The organism is Asaia bogorensis NBRC 16594 (assembly GCF_001547995.1).
Lineage (GTDB): Bacteria > Pseudomonadota > Alphaproteobacteria > Acetobacterales > Acetobacteraceae > Asaia > Asaia bogorensis.
In genome coordinates this window covers 1-20764 of sequence record NZ_AP014690.1, presented here as the reverse complement: position 1 = coordinate 20764, position 20764 = coordinate 1, and the positions used below count along the sequence as shown (strand labels likewise).

At 60.0% G+C, this 20764-nt stretch carries 14 protein-coding genes; 2 read left to right on the top strand and 12 right to left on the bottom strand.

All coding sequences use genetic code 11. The annotated features are described in order from the left end of the window. Positions 1-369: 369 nt before the first annotated feature. Both Asbog_RS00070 and Asbog_RS00065 read left to right on the top strand, forming a co-directional pair. The gene (locus tag Asbog_RS00070; protein WP_062163630.1) at positions 370-3033 is read left to right on the top strand and encodes an FtsK/SpoIIIE family DNA translocase; all 2664 of its coding nucleotides are present in this window, start codon (positions 370-372) and stop codon (positions 3031-3033) included. Between the two features lie 60 nt (positions 3034-3093). Then, positions 3094-3783 (top strand): RluA family pseudouridine synthase, encoded by a 690-nt coding sequence (locus Asbog_RS00065; RefSeq protein ID WP_231944600.1) that lies wholly within the window; start codon positions 3094-3096, stop codon positions 3781-3783. On the opposite strand, the gene Asbog_RS00060 is transcribed toward Asbog_RS00065, so the two are convergent. From Asbog_RS00060 to Asbog_RS00005, 12 genes are all read right to left on the bottom strand, one after another. Further along, entirely contained in the window at positions 3756-4775 is a 1020-nt protein-coding gene (locus tag Asbog_RS00060) for a glycosyltransferase (RefSeq protein WP_231944599.1), read from the bottom strand. The two genes, Asbog_RS00065 and Asbog_RS00060, sit on opposite strands and share 28 nt — an antisense overlap. A 2-nt stretch (positions 4776-4777) precedes the next feature. After that, positions 4778-5680: a dTDP-4-dehydrorhamnose reductase gene (gene rfbD / locus Asbog_RS00055; RefSeq protein ID WP_062163629.1), complete on the bottom strand. Its 903-nt coding sequence runs from the start codon at positions 5678-5680 to the stop codon at positions 4778-4780. Continuing rightward, complete coding sequence (rfbC, locus tag Asbog_RS00050; RefSeq protein ID WP_062163628.1) at positions 5677-6237, bottom strand: dTDP-4-dehydrorhamnose 3,5-epimerase; 561 nt, start codon at positions 6235-6237, stop codon at positions 5677-5679. Before rfbC ends, rfbD begins: the two co-directional genes overlap by 4 nt. 10 nt (positions 6238-6247) lie before the next feature. Beyond that, a complete protein-coding gene (gene rfbA / locus Asbog_RS00045) occupies positions 6248-7159 on the bottom strand; it encodes a glucose-1-phosphate thymidylyltransferase RfbA (protein ID WP_062163627.1) in 912 nt (303 codons plus the stop codon). Next, positions 7156-8211: a dTDP-glucose 4,6-dehydratase gene (rfbB, locus tag Asbog_RS00040; protein WP_062163626.1), complete on the bottom strand. Its 1056-nt coding sequence runs from the start codon at positions 8209-8211 to the stop codon at positions 7156-7158. Before rfbB ends, rfbA begins: the two co-directional genes overlap by 4 nt. 471 nt (positions 8212-8682) lie before the next feature. Then, positions 8683-9960, bottom strand: a complete 1278-nt coding sequence (locus Asbog_RS00035) for an MATE family efflux transporter (RefSeq protein WP_035444374.1) — start codon at positions 9958-9960, stop codon at positions 8683-8685. Between the two features lie 321 nt (positions 9961-10281). Further along, positions 10282-12069 carry a DUF885 domain-containing protein gene (locus tag Asbog_RS00030; protein ID WP_062163625.1) on the bottom strand — a complete coding sequence of 596 codons (1788 nt, stop codon included), beginning with the start codon at positions 12067-12069 and terminating at the stop codon, positions 10282-10284. 50 nt (positions 12070-12119) lie between these two features. Further along, positions 12120-13619, bottom strand: a complete 1500-nt coding sequence (locus Asbog_RS00025) for an efflux transporter outer membrane subunit (RefSeq protein WP_062163624.1) — start codon at positions 13617-13619, stop codon at positions 12120-12122. Then, the gene (locus Asbog_RS00020) at positions 13616-16708 is read right to left on the bottom strand and encodes an efflux RND transporter permease subunit (protein WP_062163623.1); all 3093 of its coding nucleotides are present in this window, start codon (positions 16706-16708) and stop codon (positions 13616-13618) included. Before Asbog_RS00020 ends, Asbog_RS00025 begins: the two co-directional genes overlap by 4 nt. 34 nt (positions 16709-16742) lie before the next feature. Next, positions 16743-17888 (bottom strand): efflux RND transporter periplasmic adaptor subunit, encoded by a 1146-nt coding sequence (locus Asbog_RS00015; protein WP_062163622.1) that lies wholly within the window; start codon positions 17886-17888, stop codon positions 16743-16745. A gap of 283 nt (positions 17889-18171) precedes the next feature. Further along, positions 18172-18984, bottom strand: a complete 813-nt coding sequence (locus tag Asbog_RS00010) for an SDR family oxidoreductase (protein ID WP_062163621.1) — start codon at positions 18982-18984, stop codon at positions 18172-18174. Between the two features lie 257 nt (positions 18985-19241). Further along, the gene (locus Asbog_RS00005) at positions 19242-20402 is read right to left on the bottom strand and encodes an AI-2E family transporter (protein ID WP_083510902.1); all 1161 of its coding nucleotides are present in this window, start codon (positions 20400-20402) and stop codon (positions 19242-19244) included. Positions 20403-20764: the final 362 nt, after the last annotated feature.

The following is a 20764-nucleotide window of genomic DNA, read 5'->3' as shown; positions in this document are numbered from 1 at the left end:
ACAGAACACGAACGGTACCGATTACCTGACATCAGACAGGTTTCCGAAGGATGACTACCCTCGGGCGGAGGGGCTGAGGGGAGTGCCTGTCACGAAGCGCGCATAATGGGGCACGTCCCGCCTGCAAGCATATGAGCCCCTGCGCCGATCAAGACAGGACCGACGAAGGATTCTCCCCGAGCGCGTTATGGGGGAGGGCCATCCGAGGTATCATGCACCCCGAATAACGGCAGATTGCCGCCTTTTTTGCTCTCGTCTCTCCATGACGTTCCGCTATAGTTCTGCCACACGACACGTATAGATCCAGACGATGCTCGATGCCCCATGCGCGGGGTATGACGTATTGCGCAAAAACAGGAAGACGCGAATTTGGCCTCGTTCAGCCGCTTCTTTTCATCAGGCACGACAGCGCCACGGCAGCGCGGCCCGTTTCAGGACAGGCTGACGGAGCTTGGCGGTTTCATTTTGCTGGCCCTCGCCCTGGCTCTGGGCGTGGCCTTGTGGAGCTATAATCCGCAGGATCCGTCATTCGATACGGCCACGACAGCGGTGCCGACAAACCTGCTAGGTCAGCCCGGCGCGACGCTGGCCGATGCCCTGGTTCAATGGCTGGGTCTGGCCAGTGCGTTGCCCATTATCGTGATGCTGTGCTGGGCCTGGCAGATCGTACGCCACCATGCGCTGAGCGTGCCGATCCTGCGGTTCATTGCCTTTTTCTGTCTTTTGCCTGTTGCGGCCGCGCTGATTGCCACCTTGCAGGTCCTGATACCGGCCTTGACCACAAGCTGGCCGTCGCGCGCGGGGCTGGGGGGGCAACTCGGGCTCGTTCTTGCTGATCATCTGGTCGCGACTGGCCATGCAGCGCTGGGGCGAGCCGGCGGCGTAGTGTTTTCGCTGCTCGGTCTGTTGCTGACGATCCTGCTTGTTCCTCTGGCTGTCGGATTGCGTCGCAGCGAATGGCGCGCTCTGTTCCGCGGTGCCCGTTCCGTTGGCCGCAGCTCCGAAAATCTGGCGCGGCGCATGGGCAACAAGGCTCGCCACTCTGCACCGCCGGACTGGAGCAGCTATGAGCCGGTCGAGGCCAATGCCTATCGCCACGAGCACCCTTACCCCACACCAAGACGGAGCCAGGACACCGCGCGCGCACCGTTCATCCCTGCCAATACCGGATGGCTGCAACCCCCTGACAAGATAGAAGAGCCGGTTCCGGCCCTGCGCCAGCAGGCGACAAACCCGCAACCGGCGCCGGCTCCCGAACCCGCCCCTTCCAATCCCTATGCCATGCAGCTGGCCCAGATCGCCCGTGATCAGGACAGCGCGCCACGGCCTGCTGCCGTCACGCGCTATGCTGAAATCGAGGACGCGGCCCCGTTCACCGAAGATCACGCCCCGCCACCCCAGCAGGAGGAAGAGCCAAGGCGCGGGTTTTTCGGTTTTGGTCGCGCACGCTCCGAGCGTAGCGCTCAGTCCCAGCCTGCACCCGCCGCCCGTCAGGGTTGGGAGAATACAGGCTGGCAGCCGCCATCGCTGGGTCTGTTGCGCAAGGCACCCGCTCATGGCGGCAATGGCCCGTCCAATGAGGTCTTGCAGGCCAATGCCCGCCTGCTGGAGCAGGTTCTGTCCGATTACGGTGTGCAGGGTCAGATTGGCGATATCCATGCCGGCCCGGTGGTCACGCTTTACGAGCTCGAACCGGCACCCGGTATTCGCTCTGCCCGCGTGATTGGTCTGGCGGATGATATTGCGCGCTCGCTTTCGGTACTGAGTGTGCGTATTGCCACCGTGCCGGGGCGCAATGTCATTGGTATCGAAGTCCCCAATGCCTCGCGCGAAACGGTGTATTTTTCGGAGCTGCTGGATACACCCGAATTCCATGAACCGGGGGCGCAGCTGCGTCTGGCGCTTGGCAAGGACATTGCGGGCAATCCGGTTTATGCCGATTTGGCCAAGATGCCGCATCTACTGATTGCCGGTACCACAGGCTCGGGCAAATCGGTGGGCGTCAATGCCATGATCCTGTCGCTGCTCTACCGGCTTACGCCGGAAGAGTGCCGCCTGATCATGATCGACCCGAAAATTCTTGAACTCTCGATCTATGACGGGATTCCGCATCTGCTGACGCCTGTTGTCACTGAGCCGAACAAGGCCGTGGCCGCGCTCAAATGGACCGTGCGCGAGATGGACAAGCGCTACCGTTCCATGGCGCATCTGCAGGTGCGCAACATCACGGGCTATAACCAGCGTGTGCGTCAGGTCCGCTCGACGGGAGAACTGGTGACGCGTCGCGTGCAGACCGGTTTCGACCCCGAAACCGGCCAGCCGGTTTTCGACGAACAGCAGCTTGCACTCGAGACGATGCCGCATATCGTGGTGGTGATCGACGAAATGGCCGATCTGATGATGGTGGCAGGCAAGGAAATCGAAGCCGCGGTGCAGCGTCTGGCGCAGAAGGCCCGCGCGGCCGGCATCCATGTGATCATGGCCACGCAGCGCCCCTCGGTCGATGTGATTACCGGTACCATCAAGGCCAATTTCCCGACGCGTATCTCCTTCCAGGTGATCAGCAAATTCGACAGCCGCACCATTCTGGGTGAACAGGGTGCCGAGCAGCTTCTGGGCCAGGGCGACATGCTCTACATGCAGGGCGCGGCCCGTATCACCCGCGTGCATGGACCTTTCGTGGCCGATAGCGAGGTCGAGGATGTGGTGGCCGATCTGCGCAGCAAGGGCGAGCCTGTCTATAACGACGAGGTGATCTCCAGCCTCGAGGATGAAGGTGGAAGCACCTCGTCGAGCGGAAACGGTATGGGTGGCGGCAATTACGATGCCGAATCCAGCCTGTTCGATCAGGCTGTCGATCTGGTAACGCGTGAGGGCAAGGCCTCGACCTCATTCATTCAGCGTCATCTGTCGATCGGCTATAATCGCGCGGCCAAGATCATCGAGCAGATGGAGAAGGAAGGGATCGTGAGCGCTACCAATCATGTGGGCAAGCGCGAAGTCCTTGCCCGCCGTCAGCGCGACGAGGACTGACCCCCCTCCCCTGCCCTGACACCGTCTCATGCCCAGCCTGTACGATGACTGACCGCCCCAATGCCTGACCGCCCGATGACCGACCATGCGATAAGCGACCGCTTTCCCTATCCGGTTCTTTATGAGAGCCCGCGCCTGGTCGTGATCGACAAACCTGCCGGGCTTCCGGTCCATCCAGGGCCCAAGGCACGCCATTCTGTCGAGGCGCTTTTTCCCCTGCTGTCGCGTCGCAAGGATGGCCCGTGGCTGGTTCACCGCCTCGATACAGACACCTCCGGCTGTCTGATGATTGCCCTGCGCAAGCAGGCCCTTGTGGAGGCACAGGCGCTCTTTGCCTCAGGCAACGTCCGCAAGACCTACTGGGCGGTCGTCCATCGCGGTCCGACGGAGAATGAAGGTCTGATCGACGCTCCCCTGCGCAAGGTGAGTACGCAGGCTGGCTGGCATATGGAAACATACCCCGAAGGACAAAGCGCCCGCACCTCATGGCGGGTTCTGTCCCGTGGCAGGACGCATGCCCTTCTTGAACTGACCCTGCTGACAGGGCGTACTCACCAGGCGCGCGTCCATTGTGCGCTGCTGGGTTGCCCCATTCTGGGTGATGAACGCTATGGCGGCGGACAGGGTGCCCTGCACCTCATGAGCCGCTCGCTCGATCTGTCTTTGCGTGATGATCAGGTGAGTGCGCGGGCAACCCCTCCTGGTTTCATACGCGAGAGCTGTCAGGCTTTCGGACTGGAATTGCCGTAAAGCAGGAACCACAGCCGGAACAGCCACGTCTCGGCCATACGCTGGCGCACAAAGCCGCGTTCCCTGATCAAAAAACGCAGTCGCTCCCTGATGCCGCCGCCCAGCGCCTCGCGCAAACGCAGAAGAAATGCCCGTGATTCCGGCTTGAGATGTACCGAGAGATCGGGTTGCAGAAGGTGCGTCATCAGCGCGACATGAAGAGCCATGAACGATGTGGGGCCGCGCCGAATGGCACGCAGGCCACGAGTCAGGATTGAGCGTTCGACCCCGACTGCATTGCGACGATGCTGCCGGTAAAGCGCCACACAGCGCTCATCGAAGATGAATTGTCCTCCCATACCCAGAACGAGGGCGTAGCTCCACCAGTCATGGAGTATGCCTTTGGGTGGCAGGGTGGAACGTATCAGCGCAGCCGCCGCAGGGTTGAGCAGGACAGTATGGCCCGTGGCCAGATTCTGGATGAGAGCCGTACGAAAATCAGGCTGACGGCGAAGCGGTAGCGAAGGTCCCAAAACCGTAAGAGACTCATCGGTCAGAAACTGGCGCGCACAATAAAGGGCAGGCCCCTCGCAGCCGCTTAGGGCCTGACGGCCCCATTGCAGTTTCTCGGGAACCCAGACGTCGTCCTGATCTGCAAATGCGATCAGCGCATCCGGAGGTGCCGCATCAAGCAGAAGCGCGTAGGAAAGGGCAACGCCGATATTGCCGGGTTCAACGTCAATCTCAATGCAGCGCCCCTGACCACGATGCTCCTGAAAGGAGAGCATGATGGCGCGTGAGGCATCTTGAGAGCCATCGTCACGCCAGTAGAGGCACCAGTTGCTTTCTGTCTGTGCCAGAAAGCTGTCGAGTTGCTGGTTGAGAAACGCCTCACCATTATAGACGGACAACAGAATCGCAACGGGCGGCACCGAGGCCGCCCGCTCCGTATCACGCCCCCCCACCGCATAAAGATGCGGTGGTGAGGTCAGAACACTATTGTCCCGCGCCACGCTCAGGCCGACTGCGCCGCAAAATGCTCGTCCACAGCGCGGGCAACGCCATCGCGCCAGTCAGGCAGGCGGATACCAAAGACCTGTTCGAGCTTGCTGCAATCAAGGCGTGAATCCTGCGGGCGCTTGGCCGGGGTAGGCCAGTCCTGCGTACGGATGGCGGTCACCTCGACCGGCATGGTCTGACCATGACGCACGGCCTCTTCAAGAGCAGCCACCGCCAGTCCGTGCCAGCTTGTCTCACCTGTGCCACAGGCATGATAGATGCCGGCAAACCTGTCCTGCCAACCGGCCTTGATCTGGTCCGCAATGCCCAGAATGGCGTTGGCCAGATCATCGGCATTGGTGGGGCAACCATACTGATCGCCCACAACCTTCAGATGCGTGTTCTTCGCCCCGGCATTGACCATGGTCCGCACGAAGTTCTTGCAATGCCCGGAATAAACCCAGGCCGTACGCAGGATCACGCTCTTCGGCTGCGCCTTCAGCACGGCCTGCTCACCTGCCGCCTTGGTGCGACCGTAAACCGTCTGTGGCGTGACAGGGTCGGTTTCGACATAGGGCGAGCCCTTGTCACCGGCATACACATAATCGGTCGAGACATGAATGAGCGGCATGTCCTGCGCCGCGCAGAGACGTGCCAGCTCAGCCGGACCGGTCTCGTTGGCAGCTTCTGCGCCCGCGATCTCGCTTTCCGCCAGATCCACAGCCGTCCAGGCGGCCGCATTCACCACCAGAGCGGGCGTGTAACGCGCCAGCGTCGCTGCCATGGTCTCCGGGTTGGCGAGATCGAATTCGGGACGACCGACAACGATCACACGATCTCCGCCAAGGGTCTTCAGCGACGTAGCGAGCTGACCTTGCCCACCCGTGACAAGGATCGTTTTTCTAGATGCCGTGCTCATGAATACTGGAACCATCCCTTGGCTTCAGTGAAATGGGGCGCAACCTGATCCTTGTCGGACAGAACAACCTCATCTGCGCTGATTGGCCAGTCAATGCCCAGATGCGGGCAGTTCCAGATAACCGCGCGTTCCGACGCCTTGTCGTAAAGCGACGTGCACTTGTACTGAACCTCGGTGTTTTCCTGCAGGGTCACGAACCCATGCAGGAAGCCCGGCGGCACCCAGAGCTGCGACCAGTTTTCCTCTGACAATTCCGCTGCAACCCACTTGCCGTAGGTGGGCGAGCCGGTGCGGGCATCAATTGCCACGTCCCAGATCGCGCCCTTGGTGCAACGCACGAGCTTGCCCTGAACATAAGGCGCAACCTGGCAATGCAGGCCGCGCACGACGCCCTTCTGAACGGAAAGGCTCTGATTGTCCTGTACGAAAGTCAGGTCGATCCCGGCCTCGACCATCTTCTGATGGTTGTAGGTTTCCGAGAAGAACCCGCGTGAATCGCTGAAGCGCTGCGGCGTGACGAGGATGACGTCAGGAATGGCGAGACGTTCGACTTTCATGAACCTGCTCCTAGTTGCGGCCTGAATGAGACTGGTTTGCCAGCTCAAGCAGCATACGGCCTAGCTCGGTCTTCTTCTTCGCGTTGCCCTGGATCAGGAGCTGTTCGCGATCGATGAAGCCCATGCGATAGGCGACTTCGGTCGGTGAGCCAACCAGCATGCCCTGACGGGACTGGATTGTCTGAACGAACAGACCTGCCTGCATCAGGCTGTCCGGCATTCCGGCATCAAGCCATGCACAGCCACGACCCAGACGATCGACCTGCAATGTGCCTTCTTCCAGATACATCTGGTTCAGATCGGTAATCTCGAGTTCACCGCGCGGGCTCGGCTTGACCTTCTTGGCGAATTCCACAACGCGATGGTCGTAGAAATAGAGACCGGTCACAGCCCAGTTCGACTCAGGTTCAGTAGGCTTCTCGACAATGCCGAGGGCACGGCCGCTCTCATCGAAGCTGACCACGCCATAACGCTCGGGGTCGCGCACCTGATAGGCGAAAACCGTCGCCCCTTCGGGGCGAGACGCCGCCGCACGCAGCAGCACACCCAGATGATCAGCAAAGATCAGGTTGTCACCCAGCGCCAGAGCGCAGGGCGAGCCGTCGATCCAGTCTTCTGCAATGAGGAAGGCCTGGGCCAGACCGTCCGGAGAGGGTTGCTCGCGATACTCGAAACGCACGCCGAACTGCGACCCATCGCCAAGCAGGCGCTTGAACTGCGGCAGGTCATGGGGCGTGGAGATGATCATGATATCCTGAATGCCAGCCAGCATGAGCGTGGTCAGCGGATAATAGATCATCGGCTTGTCATAAACCGGCAGGAGCTGCTTCGAGGTCGCCAGCGTCATGGGATGCAGGCGCGTGCCCGATCCACCGGCCAGAAGAATGCCCTTCATCGGCTTGGATGCAGCGATGGCGTTCATGCTTTTGTTCCCAGTCTCTGTCCGGTGTAGCGGCGGGCGCGAATGCCTTCCCACCAGTTGCGGTTATCAAGGTACCATTGAACCGTGCGGCGGATACCCGTTTCGAAATCGTGCTTGGCCTTCCAGTCCAGAGCCTTCTCGGCGTGGCTGGGGTCGATCTCGTAGCGGAAATCATGGCCGGGTCGATCCGTCACAAAACGGATCAGACGCTCGCGCGGACCTGCCGGATCGGGCGACAGCTCGTCGAGTACGGCGCAGATGGTTTTGACGACATCGAGATTGGTGCGCGGCTGACGGGCACCAATGGCATAGGTCTCGCCTGGCTGGCCCTGTTCGACGGCCTTGACCAGTGCCTCAGCGTGATCCTCGACAAACAACCAGTCACGAATGTTCTCGCCCTTGCCATAGACGGGCAATTCCTTGCCCTCGAGCGCGTTGATCGTCACCAGCGGGATGAGCTTCTCGGGAAAATGCCAGACGCCGTAGTTATTCGTGGTGTTCGTCACGAAGGTCGGCAGCCCATAGGTGTGATACCATGCGCGCACGAGATGGTCCGAAGCAGCCTTGGATGCCGAATACGGGCTGCGCGGATCGTAGGGGGTCGTCTCGGTGAACGGCGGATCATCGAGCTCGAGATGCCCAAAGACTTCGTCGGTCGAGATGTGATGAAAGCGAAAGGCCTTCTGCCCTGCGGCATCAAGGGTCTGCCAGTAGCGACGGGCAGCCTCGAGCAGCGCATAGGTGCCCGTTACGTTCGTCTCGACAAACACGCCAGGTCCGTCGATGGAGCGATCGACATGGCTTTCGGCTGCCAGATGCATGACGGCATCAGGACGATACTCGTCAAACAGCTTCTGAAGCTCGACACCATTGACGATATTGACAGCCGCATGACGATAACGCGGGTCCGCCGCGACCTCGCCCACGGTCTCTTCCGAGGCCGCATAGGTCATGCAATCCACGTTGAGGACTTCATGTGAGGTCTGACGGATCAGATGCCTGACCACGGCAGATCCGATAAAACCACACCCACCTGTCAATAATATACGCATTGCTACTCTCAGTCACAGCATTCAATACAGGCAGCATTCGGGCCAATCTGCCCCACGCCGAGGGTTACTGATTACAATCTGAGGGGGCAGTGTGGAAAGATGATATATATAACAAAATGCGCTAGAGTGGCATCATATTGCTTATCTATAACAAATGTATGCCATAAGTCATGAGGAAATATATATTCAAATAAACATTCTTATATATTTAGAAATATAACATATTTATTTATAAAATTTGTATCTATATATTTGTATGATGAATTATATCTGAATTTACCTGTGTTTTATAAATCAATATATGGGTGATCATATGATTTTTATTGATTTTCTTTGCAATTAATAACTCCAATACTTTAGTCTTGGATCATCCTTGCTGGGATCGTCTCCACTTCTCGCTTGTGGCAATCGAAATAACCCGCGTGAAGTTACCCCCGCGGAGGTCAACAGCGCGTGATGGCCATTCGGCATTCATATCCTTTTGATCACCCTGAAGGCGGTCAGCGCAGCAAAGCTGCCAAACAGAACCACGCCCAGCGACTGCCCGACCAGAATACCGATCGGACCATAATGCGATCCGATCCAGACAAACGGGATCGTTCCCAGTGTCGCCCGGCCCCAATTGAACGCGGTCGAATAGAGCGGATGACCCAGATTATTGAAGGCCGTATTCGAGACGAACAGCAGCCCCACAAAAAAGTAACTCGCCACCAGCCAGCAGCAGAACAGCGTGACAATCCGGATCGCTACCCCCTTGGAGGCGAACAGGTGCAGGATAGGGGTATGAAATGCAGCCAGAATGGCCCAGGTGAGCAGAACACAAAGTCCGGTCAGCTTGAGCGAGGCATAAAGCGTCTCGCGCACCCGGTCTTTTTTCCCTGCCCCCAGGTTCTGCGACATGATCGGCCCGACCGATCCGGTCAGGGCAAACACGAAAGCGAAGGCGACCGGCACGATACGATCGATCGTCGCCTGCCCGGAGATTGCCTCCAGCCCGAACCCGGACATGAAATGGGTGGTGAACAATCCGCCAACAGGGGTTGCCAGATTTGTCGCAATGGCAGGCAAGGCCACAGCACCGATCTGACGCGTTGCAGGAGCAATGGCCCATAGGCGTGGCCATTCGAGCATACGGTGCTCACGCAGGCTAACGAAGCCAAACAGCACCACGGCGCTGCGAGAGAGAATTGTGCTGATCGCCGCCCCGGTCAGCCCCATATGGAACCCGAAAATCAGAATAGGGTCGAGAATCGCCGAGACAAAAGCGCCCACCAGCGTCACCTGCATGGAGCGACGGGCATCCCCCACGCAGCGCAGCAACGCCGATTGCGCCATGCCGTAACAGACCAGGGGCAGGAATGGTGAAACCAGATGCAGGAATCCGGTTGCCTGCGCCAAAGCCTCCCCGCGTGCACCCAGCAGGGCCAGAAACGCCGAGGCGAAAACCGCTGTCAGACAGCCCAGCACGGCCGTCACCGCGATCATGACGACCATGAACGCCGAGGCAAACCGCCGCGCCCTGATGATCCGGCGCGCGCCGATGAGACGGCCAATGACTGCCCCCAGCCCGATAGTCATGCCAATCGACACCGCCACCTGAACATAGCCCAGCGCAGCGGCAAAACCGATTGCCGCAGTCAGGGCCGGGTCATGCAGATGCGAGATATACCAGAAATTGAGCAGATCGACCGCAAAGACGGCCATCAGTCCGATAGCCCCTGTGCCCGCCATCACGATGACATGGCGCATGATGCTGCCATGAACGAAACGCGCGGGTCGGGTGGCCTTCAGATTAACCGCAGGTTCCGAATCCTGAACCGTTGATGCATCAGGAGATCTCTTGGCGGGGGAAGGAGCAGTCAAAGACATATCCTCCCGATCCTGCCCGTTTCCCGCCCTTCTGGAAACGACAGAAATCCCGAAAGATCCTTTTTTTGAAAGCAGCCCTACGGATCAAAGCATTCAGGAATGAGGGCAAGGCTCTACCCTGCCCTCATCCCTGCTCGTCCAGCGTCGCTCTTACAAGAACGACCATCCACTATCGAGGCGAGTGCCCGCGCCTCCCAGGTCTTACTTTTCGCTCTTCACTGTCTTGATCCAGGCATCCACCCGGTCGGCAAGGAGGTTGAGCGGCAGGGCACCACCAGAGAGAACGACATCGTGGAACTTGCGGATGTCGAATTTCGGTCCCAGTACAGTCTTTGCCTTTTCGCGCAGACGGAGAATGGTCTGCTGGCCCAGCATGTAACCCAGTGCCTGACCGGGCCAGGCAATGTAACGGTCGGTCTCGGCCTGCATGTCCGGCTCGCTGGTGGGCGGATGGGCATGGAAGAATTCCAGCATCTGGGCGCGGGTCCAGTGCAGGTCATGCACACCGGTATCAAGCACCAGACGATCAGCACGCAGCAGCTCGCCATTCAGGCGGCCATAATCGCTGTAGAGATCCTTGTAAAAGCCCAGCTCCTTGCCGAGACCCTCGGCGTACAGCGCCCAGCCCTCGATATAGGCGTTATAGGAGCCCTGCTGGCGAAAAGGCGGCAGCGGCAGGGATTGAGCGGTGGAGATCTGGAAGTGATGACCCGGAACACCCTCATGATAGGCGGTATCCTCGATCGTGTAGATATCGCGCTTGGCGAAATCGCCGGTGTTGACGAACACGATGCCGGGGCGTGAACCATCGGGCGTTCCCTGATGGTATTCGGCACCGGCAGCCTCAGCCTCGCGATAGCGCTCGACGGGGCGTACTTCCAGCTTCGTGGTCGGGATCTTGTCGAAATCGCGGGTAAGGGCGGGCTCCATCTGCGCGATATACTTGCAGTACAGATCGATGATCTGCTCGCGCGACGTTGCGTAGAGCTTGGGATCCTTCGCTACCGAAGCGCGCAGGGCTGCAAGGTCGGCAAAGCCGAGCTTATGAGCGATCTCGCCCATTTCGCCCTCGATCCTGGCAACCTGATCGAGCCCGAGTTGATGGATTTCCTTGGGGGACATGGTGGTGGTGGTCAGGGTACGGATGTCGTAGCGATAAAGCGCATCGCCACCGGGGAGAGCCCATACACCATCCTGAGCGCGGCCATGCGCCGTGTAGCCCTGCTTCATGAAGGTCGCGAGGCGCTGATAGGCCGGGCGCACATCATGATCGATCGCCGTCAGAATAGCCTTGCGGAGTCGCGCCTGATCGGCAGCAGGCACAGCGGCCGGGAATTTCGTGACGGGTTCGCCAAACGGGCTCTTTTCGCCAGCCGGCGCTGCAATCTGCTCCACCTGCTGCTCGGCCTTCTCAAGGAGGAAGCGCGGCGGCATCAATCCGTCTTTCTCGCCAAGACGCGCCAGGGCGATCACCTGATCGATCGCCTTGGGGATGGCGCGCAGGCGAGCAAGATAATCCTCATACTGCTTCGTGGTGTCGAAGGGGATGCTCGAAACGAAACCCGGATATTCCAGCTGGGCACCATTCATCTGGTCGATCGGCATCTCATAGGTCTTGAGACGGATCCCTTCGAGCGTGTCCTGGATCTGCTGGATGATCATTGCACGGCTGATCTGTCGCTGGTCATCGAGTGACGCTGGCGCGATAGCCTCGAACTTCTTCAGAAAGCCCGTCAGAACAGGCACAGACCCCTTGATATGGGCAAGGGACAGATCGCTCCAGCGGTCGTTGTAACGGTAATCGCCAATCGACGTCGCCATTTCAGGCGCGTCTTTAAGCTCGTACTGCCACTCCTCATCCAGAAGGCGATCGAACGCGGCCGCCGCCTTGTTGTCCGACGGCGCAGTAGGGGCCGCGAGAGCCGTTGTCGAGGCAAGAAGGCAGCCAAGCCCCATCAGGGCGAGGCGTGAGGAGCGGGGGAATCTCATAAGCGTCGGATCTCCTGAAGCGCGCCGGGCGCACGGAAATCCGAACCGGGTCAGAACGCCGCGTGCCAGTCTGTCGAGGGAACCTTCATAGCGGTATCGTTACGATGCCACCACCCTCCCCCGAGAGCCTGAAACAGGGCGACGCTATCGGTAAAGCGCGTGGCTCTGGCCTGAATCAGGTTGAGCCGCGCCTCAAGTTCGATCTGCACCGCCGCCTGGAGCAGCACCGGGCTGATATCGCCGTAGGACATCTGGCTTTGTGAAATGCGCAGACTGCGCACAGCCGCATCCTCATTGGCTGCGCTGATGGTAAGCGCGTCAGAATCATCCTGAAGGGCATGCAGCGTGTCGGCCACGTTCTGCATCGAGGTCAGTACGGTGTTCTTGTACTGCTCGGTGGCCGCCAGAAGATTAGCGCGCGCCTGACGCTCCAGATGCATCAGCTCAAAACCCTGAAAGATCGGCTGAGCCACCATCGCGCCAATCGACCAGTTGCCATAGCCGGGGGTAAAGAACTGGCTCATGGCATTGATGGCCTGACCCGGTGTCGCGGAAAGCTGCACATTGGGCAGACGGTTGGCAATGGCGACGCCCACCTGCGCACTGGCGCTGTGCATCTGCGATTCCGCAGCGCGTATGTCGGGGCGCTGGGTCAGAAGCGCGCTGGGCAGGCTGACGGGCAGGGTCGCGGGCAGGCGATAGGCCTCAAGCGGAATCTCGGGCAACACCTCGTCGGGCGTCGTGCCGACCAGTGCAGCAATCTGGTCGTGAGCCTGCTCGGCCTGCAGATGCAAGGGGGGCAAGGTCGCCTGCGCCTGGGTCACCGCGGCTTTCTGGGCCAGAAGCTGGGCTTCCGAAATGTCCCCAAGCCTGAACTGCTTTTCCATCACACCAAGAAGCTTCTGCTGGTTGGCAATGATGTCGCTCGTGGCGTTGATCTGGGCGTTGAGGCTCGACTGCGTGATGAGCGAGACAATCAGCGTATTGATCAGCGTATTGGTGGTGGCAATCAGCTGGAAGCGCTGCATTTCCGCCTGCGCCGCCTGGGATTCCACCTGACGGCGTAACCCGCCCCACAGATCGGGCTGATAGGAAATGTTCAGCTGAAGCGTGTGCAGGTTATACAAATAGTCATTATTGCCCGGCACAGGTGACAGCGCCTTGGACGTCTTGTTGCGTGTCGGGTTGAACGAGGCCGAGATGCTGGGCAGCAAGGGTGCGCCCGCGACCTTGGTCTGTTCATAAGCTGCCTTGAGCGTCGCCTGTGCTGATCTGAGTGACGGGTTGTTCTGCAATGCCCGTGTGACCAGGGCATCGAGTTGCGGCACGCCCAGCGCCTGCCACCAGGCGCCCGACAGATCGGCCCCGGCTGTCAGGGTCTGGGCGGCTCCCGCTGAGCCGGTTCCGGTCGTGCCATGAATGGAGGCCGGGAGGGCCGTACTCTGGTAACCACCCGTTCTGAGCATCTCAGGACGATGGAAATTCGGGCCAATGGCGCAGCCCGAGAGCGCCAGACTGGCGGCGCAGGTCAAAAGCACACGGCGTTTCATGACACACCTCCCGAACGGCGCGCCTTGCGGCGTTCGATGTAATGCTCCAGCTCGAAAAAGAAGACCGGCAGAACAAAAAGGGTCAGCAGGGTTGCAATGCCGAGCCCGCCCACGACAACCGTCGCCAGACCACGCTGCACGTCGGTGCCGACGCCTGTTGCGAGTGCTGCGGGCAGCATGCCAGCGCTGGCAACCGTAGCCGTCATCAGCACGGGGCGGAAACGCTCAGCCGCACCGGCCAGCACGGAATCATGGATGCTCAGCCCCGCGCGATGATGGCGGTTGATGGCCGCAATCATGATGATGCCGTTCTGCACCGCCACACCGAACAGCGCGATGAAGCCCACAGCCGTCGCGATATTGAGTGTCTCGCCACGCAGATGAAGCGCGATGAGCCCGCCCAGCGTGGCTAGCGGTACCACACTGAGCACCAGCACAGCATGACGGAACGTCCCGAACTCCATGAAAAGCAGCAACAGCATGATCGAGAACATCACGAGCAACGCCACGCCCAGACGGGCCTGCGCACGCTGCTCCTGCTCGAAGCTGCCAGCCCATTGCAGGCGATATTTGCGGGGGTCGAAATGCACCTGTGAGGCGATGCGCTTTTGCGCGTCCTCCAGATATTGCGAGAGCGGGCGCACACCATTATCGACGCGAATGGTGATCTGACGCTCACCCATCTCATGGGCGATATTGCTCTCACCCATATGCAGCCCGACATCGGCCACCTCGGCCAGTGTCACCGGGGCGCCTTCGGTCGAGCGCAGGGGAAGCGCGCGTATGGAAGCCAGATCGGTCAGATCATGCGAGCCGACATGCAGCGTCGCGTTATACACGCGATCTTCCACATAGACCTGTGTGATGGCGCCATCGCCAATCGCGTTCTGCACAACGGTGCTGATGTCGGACACGTTGATGCCATAACGTGCCGCCTGCTCGCGGCGTGGCGTCACCATCAGCTGCGGAATCTGCGGCTCCTGAAAGATCGAGGCATCGGTCGTGCCAGGCACCTCATGCAGGATGTTCACGATCTGACGGCCAATGCGGCGCAGTTCGTGGAAATCATTGCCATAGACACGCAGCACGAGCGGCGAATGGGCACCGCCCACCAGATCGTTCATGCCATCCTGAATCGGCTGGCTGATCCCGAAGCTGATGCCGGGGATCTGATAAAGACGCTCGCGCAGGCGGGCGATGAACTGGGCCTTGGTCTCGCCGCTTGCCCACTGGTCATAGGGCTTGAGACCGACCGGCATTTCGATGTGGGAGAACGTCCACGGATCGGTGCCGTCATCGTTACGACCAAGCTGGGTGATGGCGTAGGAAGTCTCGGGGAATTCGCGGACGGCAGAGCGAACCTCGCTTGCGATACGGCTGCCTTCATCCAGCGAAATGCCCGTGGGCAACTGCACCTGAAGCCAGAGCGCGCCTTCGTCCAGATCGGGCAGGAACTCGCGCCCGACCGTGGCCCCCAGAATGACCACCGAGAGCAGCGCCGCACCACCCCCGATATAGGTCACGAGCGGGCGGGCCAGCATGTGATTGAGCCCGCGCTCATAGGCATGATGCAGGGCTTCGAGCGGGCGGTTATGCCAGATGCGTCTTGGCTTGTACAAGGCCAGATAGCTCAGCGTCGGGATCAGGCAGAGGGCACAGGCCAGCGCCCCCATGAGCGCAAAACTCACCGTATAGGCCATGGGCCGGAACAGCTTGCCCTCGCTCCCCTCAAACGCGAAGAGCGGCGAATAGGCCACGATGATGATGAGCGTGGAGGAAAAGATCGAGCGCCCCGCGATACGCGCCACGCTCAGAACTTCGGTGCTGGTCAGGGTGGCCTTGGGTGATTCCTCGCGCAGGCGCAGGATCGCCTCGGTAATCACGATGGCCCCGTCCACGATCACGCCGAAATCGATGGCGCCGAGCGAGAACAGATTGGCCGCCATGCCAAAGAAATGCATGAGCACGAAAACGGTGGAAAGCGCGAGCGGAATGGTGACGGCAGTGACGACCGCACTGCGGGGGCTGCCGAGGAAGAGAGTCAGAATGACCAGAACGAGGCCGATACCCTCGACCATGGTCTCGCCTACCTTATGGGTGGTGGCCTTCACCAGATTATCACGGTCGATATAGGGAACAAGCCGTACATCGAGCGGCTTCAGGCGCTCCTGAAGCCCGTCCACCACGTGATGCACGTTGTCCAGAACGAGCGAGGGGTTGGCACCTGACAGCATGGTCACGATGCCCTCGATGGTATCGGGGTTATTGTCCTTGCCCAGAATACCCTCGCGGATCTGATGCCCGAACTGCACCTGCCCCAGATCGCTCAGCAGCACCGGCGTGCCGTTATGCTGCGCCACGACGATGCGCTTCATGTCGTCCAGCGTGTGGATCATGCCCACACCACGCACGATATAGGACTGCTCACCGCGCGTGATACGCCCGCCCGCCGCATTGGCGTTGTTGTTCTTGATGGCGTTGACCACGTCATCGGTGCTCAGCCCGTAACGCAGCAGGGCGTCCGGCTTGAGCACGAGCTGATACTCGCGCGTCAGACCGCCGAAATTATTGACGTTGACGATGCCCGGCACCCGCTGAAGCGTAGGGATGACAATCCAGCGCTGCACGTCCGAAAGCTGCATCAGATCCATTGAATCCGATTCCAGCGTGTAGCGGAAAATCTCGCCAGCGGGGCCGGTGATCGGGCCGAGCTGCGGGGTCACGCCATCGGGCATGCTCGCCGTACCGAGCAGTTCCAGCACCAGCTGGCGCGCCGTGAACACGTCGATGCCGTCATGAAAGATCAGGGTGATCAGCGACAGGCCGAACGTGCTGCTCGAACGGCTCTCGGTCACGCCCGGCACGGCTGCCAGAGCCCGTTCCAGCGGTACGGTAACCTGCTGTTCCATTTCCTCGGCGGCCAGGCCGGAAACCTGGGTCGTGACCTGCACATTGACCGCCCCAAGATCGGGATAGGCCTCAACGGGCAACACACGCCAGGCATAACCGCCCGCAAGAGCCAGAAACACGGCGCAGATGAAAACGATATGGCGGCGCGCAAAGCACCAGGAAATCAGGGTCGCAATCACGGATTAGGAAGCTCTCATCTGCGGCGCTGACAAATCAGTCGTTATCGTTGAGAAGAATGGCGCCACGCGTGACGATATGCTCACCACCCTGCAAGCCTGAGAGAACGCGAACGCTCTCCCCCTCATCATAGCTGACCGTCACGGCACGACGGCGGAAATGCATGGGGGCACCATCCTGCACGAAGACCGTAAGGCGGTCGTTGTTCATCAGAAGGGCGGTCTTGGGGATGATCACCATATCCGGCTGCTGAACCGCAATCTCGACATCGGCAAACATGTTGGGGCGCAGGGCTCCATCAGGATTGTCGCACAGGATATGTGCAATGACCCGGCGCGTATCGCTGTGCAGGGCAGGATCGATCGACTGGACGGGCGCTACGCAATGCCGGCCGGGCAGGGCGCTGATGGCAGCATTCATCGGCTGGCCAACGGACACCATACCTGCGGACTCCTCGGGAATTTCAGCGTCGATCTGCACCTGGGAGATATCGAGCAGGACCGCCTGAACGGCTGTGGCATCCGTGATGTTCACACCCGGTGCCAGCGTGGTGCTGGCCACCAGCCCGTCTATCGGTGCCACCAGTCTCACCAGACCCTCGCCATCCTGGTCGGTGCGGCTGTTGAGGGATTCAAGACGACGCTCGGCTCGCTGGCGCTCGGCGCGGGCCTGAGCCAGATCGTTGCTGGCAGAGTCCAGATCCTTGCGGGCATTGCCCCCGATGGAGAGAACCTCCTGGGCGCGTTTGACCACCTGCGCCTGATAGGTCTCCTGCGCCCGCGCCTTGAGCAGATCGGCATAGGCCTGATCGAGATCGCCCGAGGCCAGAACCGCCAGAACATCCCCCTTGTGCACGATCTGACCGGGCTGAAGGCTGGTTGCCGTTACATGGCCCGTAACCGGCGTCAGGATATTGATGCTGCGTGTCGGCTGCGCCTGAATCATGCCGGGCACACGCAACCCGTGGGCCAGCCTGCTCGTTGTGACAGGCTCGACATGCAAGCGCTTCATGAGCGGGGAGTCATCGGTTACGATAACCATACCGTTCTCACGGGCGAGCTGGGCTCTCGGCCGATCGGAATGTGATGCCCCATGTTCATGGATGATCGTGATAACGATCCCGAGAAGGACAATGGCGATGAGCGCTGCCAGACCAAGGCGGCGTAGGAAAGGTGCCTGCATGGTCAGGCAAGGCCGTCATGGGAGCGCATCAGAACCTCGGCTCAGGATGTTTTGAAATAGTTTGTTGCGGTTGATAGCTGTTCAACCATGCTTCGCCAAGCGGTCTCCAGCCTCAGAACGATGTTCTAATAGGACAGGTCGGTCCAAGGCGCATGATAATTTCATGTCATACGCCGAACCGGGGGAATTTCGTACTGAATTCGAGCGAAAGCGGGCGGCGTCGGACAGCGCATCAGGCACCCCCTTGGGGCACCCTACCCGTCCGATTGCCAGCCCGGCAGCGCTATGTCGTGCCGTAGAAAAACTGGGCGGTTGCACCACCGTCGATGAGCAAGTCACTTCCCGTTATATAGCCGCCTTCAGCACCGGTAATCAGGGCGGCGAGTGCGGCCACCTCATCGGGTGTTCCTGCGCGGCCTGCCGGGGCATCGGCAAGCATCTGGCGATAAAACGCTGCCCGCTCGCCATGCAGCTCGTCATAGGCAAGCGGCGTGATGATGATCCCGGGACTGATTGCATTGATGCGCGCGCCGCGTATTCCCCAACGCGGGGCCTCACCCCTCACCCGCAGTGAGTTGCAGCGCTTGGACATCTGATAGGCAAGAAGCGTGTCCGTAATCTCCCGTACAAAGGGAAGGGCAAGGAGCCTATCAGCAGGCGTCGTGGCCAGCTGCCTGTCCTGCTCGACACTGAGAGCCGGCATTCGATGCCCTGACTGGGATGAGATCACGATCCCTGATCCCCCTTTTGCGACAGCCTGACCGAACTCTTCGAGCAGCATGGCAGTTCCATAGAGGTCAACCTTGAGGATAGTCTCTACTGGCGCCTGTGATGGCGATACACCGGCTGCCTGAACGAGAGACATGAGCGGGCCGATCTTGCCGGCCGCCTCGACAAGGGCCCGGACAGACCGCCTTTCCGAGACATCGACAGTGATCACACTTGTCTCGAATCCTGCCAGTTCGAGAATACCGGCCGCCTTCTCTGCATTTTCCAGGTGCAGATCAGCGAGCACGACGTGACGTCCACTGCTTATACGGCGTGCAATTGCCTGACCAATCGATCCGGCCCCGACAACGACGGTAACGTCCTTCATGCGCTCTCCCTGATTGCAGAAACCCTGCACCCACCCTGCAAATGCAGAGGGTGGTTCCGATCAGATGATACAAAGCCCATGTGCCGCCTATTAGTGCCCGTTCGGGGCATGGCTTTATGCATCTGGTTCATGAAACCAGCCTCGTAAGCCACCCCGGGTTGCTCGCATGCCAGTCACAACGGTGATCAGGATTGTGTCGATTTCATTTCTGCCCGATCTGATCCCACCGGGCAGAGCGCTAGACAATCATCCCCCTGTCAGGAAGCTGACTCGGGCTTGACCTCAGGACCAAGCGTACGGAGCGATCGTGGTCTTACAGGTCCGCCCAGCACGTGCCCGATGGGTGAAAGCCCCTCGATATGGTCGCAGAAGATCTTGAACACGGCGAGCATGGGCACGGACAGGAACGCTCCGCCAATCCCCCACATCCAGTCCCAGAACAGAAGGGAAGCCATGACCAGCACCGGGTTGAGCGTGAAGCGCTTGGCCAGAAGCATCGGGGTGATCGTCTCACCTTCGAGGATATGGATGCACAGATAGATGGCGGGTGGCAGGAGCGACATCAGGAAAGACGGGAAACTGATCAGCGCCACGCAGAAATAGACGACAACGCCAGTCAACGGCCCGATGATCGGCACGTAATTCAGCAGAAAGGCCAGAACACCCCAGAGCAGCGGATTGGGCATACCGGTCAGCCAGCATTGCAGCAGGTTCAGCAGCCCAACAAGGATGTTCATGATGGTAATGGTGGCAAGATAGAGCGAGACATTGCGCTCAATCTGCGTCGTGATCTGCACCAGCCGTCTCTTGTCGGAGTAGGTCGGCATGATCTCGACGATACGACGCAGCAGGCTGTCGCCTTCCGTCATCAGGAAGAACAGCATCAGCAGCATGGTGAAGAACTCACCCATGAATGCCCGCGTCCCGATCAGGAAGGAGGACCCCCAGACGCGCAGCGTCTCAGCGCCATTCGAGGCCGATGACGCCGCCGCCGAGGCAGCGGTCACATGATGATGCCCGCCACTGGACATCAGGGCGATCACTCGCAGGTAGCCGCGCTGGACCGAGTCAATCGGCCCCTGAAGAAAGGCGAGTTTCTGCTGAAGCGCAGGAAGGCTCTGCGGCACTTTGGTCAACCACGCCGCAGCCGGCACCGAAATGGCGGTGCCAATGCAGACGACCAGCAGGAACATGGCGATGATCAGCAACAGCGCCGAGATGGGCTTCGGGATACGCAGCCGCCCATGCAGAAAACGCATCGGCCCGATCATCAGCAGATTGACGACCATCGCAAAGACGAACGGCAGCACGATATCGGCGGCAAAATAGAGGGTGTAGAACACCGCCAGAAGAGACAGGATGAGAATTCCGACATCACGCAGGCCGAGGCTGTGACGCATCATGGCCTTACGGATCATCCCGGCCTGATGCACGTCATTCCGCACTTCGGAATTATCGGTATCGGACGGGGCATCGGGCATGATTTTTGCCCCTGCGCCGGTTTGGGCGAGGCGTGGCACGCCCCCCTCGGACCCGGTTTCAGGCTGGGGCATGTCCGAAGTCAGCGACGAGCCTGACATGGCGGGCGTTTCTTTCCTGAAAGACGGGTTGCTGCGCGGGAAAAGGCGCTGTCTTGAACGTCGATCAACCGCCCGGGACCACAAACGTTGCCATCAACGTGATGCACGTTACATTTTATTGGGTTGAATCACGTTGGCTTGCAACCCATTTTCGGGTTCTATCTTTAGGCTGATACAGCACATTGTTTCATTGAAGGATA

What these genes read in the sequence shown, in the direction of transcription:
- Asbog_RS00065 (WP_231944600.1), top strand. Translation starts at nt 3,094, where the DNA reads ATGCCTGACCGCCCGATGACCGACCATGCGATAAGCGACCGCTTTCCC.
- rfbD (WP_062163629.1), bottom strand. Translation starts at nt 5,680, where the DNA reads ATGAGCACGGCATCTAGAAAAACGATCCTTGTCACGGGTGGGCAAGGT.
- rfbC (WP_062163628.1), bottom strand. Translation starts at nt 6,237, where the DNA reads ATGAAAGTCGAACGTCTCGCCATTCCTGACGTCATCCTCGTCACGCCG.
- rfbA (WP_062163627.1), bottom strand. Translation starts at nt 7,159, where the DNA reads ATGAACGCCATCGCTGCATCCAAGCCGATGAAGGGCATTCTTCTGGCC.
- rfbB (WP_062163626.1), bottom strand. Translation starts at nt 8,211, where the DNA reads ATGCGTATATTATTGACAGGTGGGTGTGGTTTTATCGGATCTGCCGTG.
- Asbog_RS00035 (WP_035444374.1), bottom strand. Translation starts at nt 9,960, where the DNA reads ATGCGCCATGTCATCGTGATGGCGGGCACAGGGGCTATCGGACTGATG.
- Asbog_RS00030 (WP_062163625.1), bottom strand. Translation starts at nt 12,069, where the DNA reads ATGAGATTCCCCCGCTCCTCACGCCTCGCCCTGATGGGGCTTGGCTGC.
- Asbog_RS00025 (WP_062163624.1), bottom strand. Translation starts at nt 13,619, where the DNA reads ATGAAACGCCGTGTGCTTTTGACCTGCGCCGCCAGTCTGGCGCTCTCG.
- Asbog_RS00015 (WP_062163622.1), bottom strand. Translation starts at nt 17,888, where the DNA reads ATGCAGGCACCTTTCCTACGCCGCCTTGGTCTGGCAGCGCTCATCGCC.
- Asbog_RS00010 (WP_062163621.1), bottom strand. Translation starts at nt 18,984, where the DNA reads ATGAAGGACGTTACCGTCGTTGTCGGGGCCGGATCGATTGGTCAGGCA.
- Asbog_RS00005 (WP_083510902.1), bottom strand. Translation starts at nt 20,402, where the DNA reads ATGATCCGTAAGGCCATGATGCGTCACAGCCTCGGCCTGCGTGATGTC.